1 protein-coding gene is annotated in these 1951 nt (G+C 40.0%); it reads left to right on the top strand.

The features are described 5' to 3' along the window. Nucleotide 1: 1 nt before the first annotated feature. Nucleotides 2–1951: poly-beta-1,6-N-acetyl-D-glucosamine N-deacetylase PgaB (pgaB, locus tag I2F23_RS13765; protein ID WP_195773129.1), on the top strand; the 1950-nt coding region annotated here is incomplete at its 3' end.

Below are 1951 nucleotides of genomic sequence, written 5' to 3'. Positions count from 1 at the left end.
TATGCTTACTCGTTTTTTAGGTTCAGTCGTTGCCGGCTGTGTTAGTTTAGCCATGTTAGGCATTTCTCCGTCGTTGTATGCAGCGAAGAAACCTCACATTCAGCCAACAACCCTCACGGTCATTGGATATCATGAGGTAACCAACCAAGCAAATGATGCATTAATTCCATTTTATGCGGTAACCACAGAAAACTTTGAAAAACAAGTTAAATGGTTACAACAAAACGGCTTTCACTTTATATCAGTAAATGACTTGCTTAAAGCCCATGCGGGTAAATATACCTTACCTGCAAAACCAGTTTTATTAACGGTAGATGATGGCTATGAATCGTTTTATAGCAATATCTATCCGTTTGTTAAAGAAAATAAGATTCCTGTCGTTTTGGCAGTAGTCGGTGCATGGGTAGATACACCTGCAAACCAAGAAGTCCACTTCGGTGATGATCTTGTAGTACGTAATAAGATTTTAACGTGGCCACAAATTAAAGAAATGAGTGACAGTGGCTATGTTGAGATTGCAAGTCATAGTTATGACTTACACCATGGTGTGATTGGTAATCCACAAGGTAACTCGGAGCCTGCAGCAACAACACGTATTTATAATAGTAAGACTAAGAAGTACGAAGGGGATGGTGAATATAACCGACGTATCTATAACGACTTAAAGAAAAATAACGAAGCGTTTAAAGCCAATGGTGTGCCTGTACCTCGAGTAATGGTGTGGCCTTATGGTCGTTATAATTTGGAAACCGTACGTATAGCCAAACAATTGGGTATGCCTGTGACCATTACGCTTGATGATGGTCCTGCTTATTTGAAGAAATCGTTAGGTGCGCTTAACCGTATATTGGTTGAGCATGACATGACTTTGGATGATTTAGGACGAGAAATTGAGAGCCGAGAAAAGAATCTAGGCGATAACTACCGTCCACAAAAAATCATGCATGTAGATTTAGATTATATCTACGACAAAGATCAGAAGCAGGAAGAAAAGAATTTGGGTGCGTTGCTTGATCGCATTCAGAAAATGAATGTGACGACAGTTTACCTACAAGCTTTCTCCGATCCAGATGCCAATGGTTCAGCGGACATGGTGTATTTCCCAAACCGCTACATTCCAATGCGTCAGGATTTATTTAACCGCGTGGCTTGGCAGATTTCTTCACGTACGCAAGTACAACGCATTTATGCATGGATGCCTTTATTGGCATGGGAGCTTCCGAAGTCAAATCCTGTGTCTAAAGACCTTGTGGTGACGCAACAGCCGAAGAACAGTGATCACTTAAATATGGGTTACATTCGTTTGTCACCATTTTCAGCACCAGCAAGAAAGATTATTGAGGGGATTTACCAAGATTTAGGTAAGTCGGCAACAATTGATGGTGTGTTATTCCATGATGATGCGACATTATCTGATTATGAAGATGCGAGTCCGGCTGCATTACAGGCGTATAAAAAGGCAGGTTTACCGACAGACTTAGAAGCCATACGTAAAGATGACAAGAGTCTACAAAAGTGGACATCATTTAAAACAAATTACTTAGATAACTTTGCGTTACAATTGGCAGGAGAGGTTAGACAATACCAACCTGCATTATTAACAGCACGTAACATGTATGCACAAGTTGTACTTAACCCTTATGCTTCAACGTGGTATTCACAATCGTTAGAAGAGTCATTAAACAAATATGATTTCACTGCGATTATGGCGATGCCATATATGGAGCAGGCGAAAGATCAGAAGAAGTTTTATGCAGACATTGTGAAACGTTTGAAACAATATCCAAATGGTATTCGTAAATCTGTTGTTGAATTACAAGCGGTTGATTGGAGACAAAACAGTAAGCCTATTCCGACACAGGAGTTAGCAGATACGATTAAGTCTTTGTATCAACAAGGTGTGATGCATGTGGGATATTATCCGGATGATCCAATTACAGGTAATCCTGAT

This window comes from Acinetobacter pollinis (assembly GCF_015627175.1).
GTDB lineage: Bacteria > Pseudomonadota > Gammaproteobacteria > Pseudomonadales > Moraxellaceae > Acinetobacter > Acinetobacter pollinis.
Note: the sequence above shows the minus strand (reverse complement) of the source record. Positions and strands in the feature narration are given on the sequence as shown.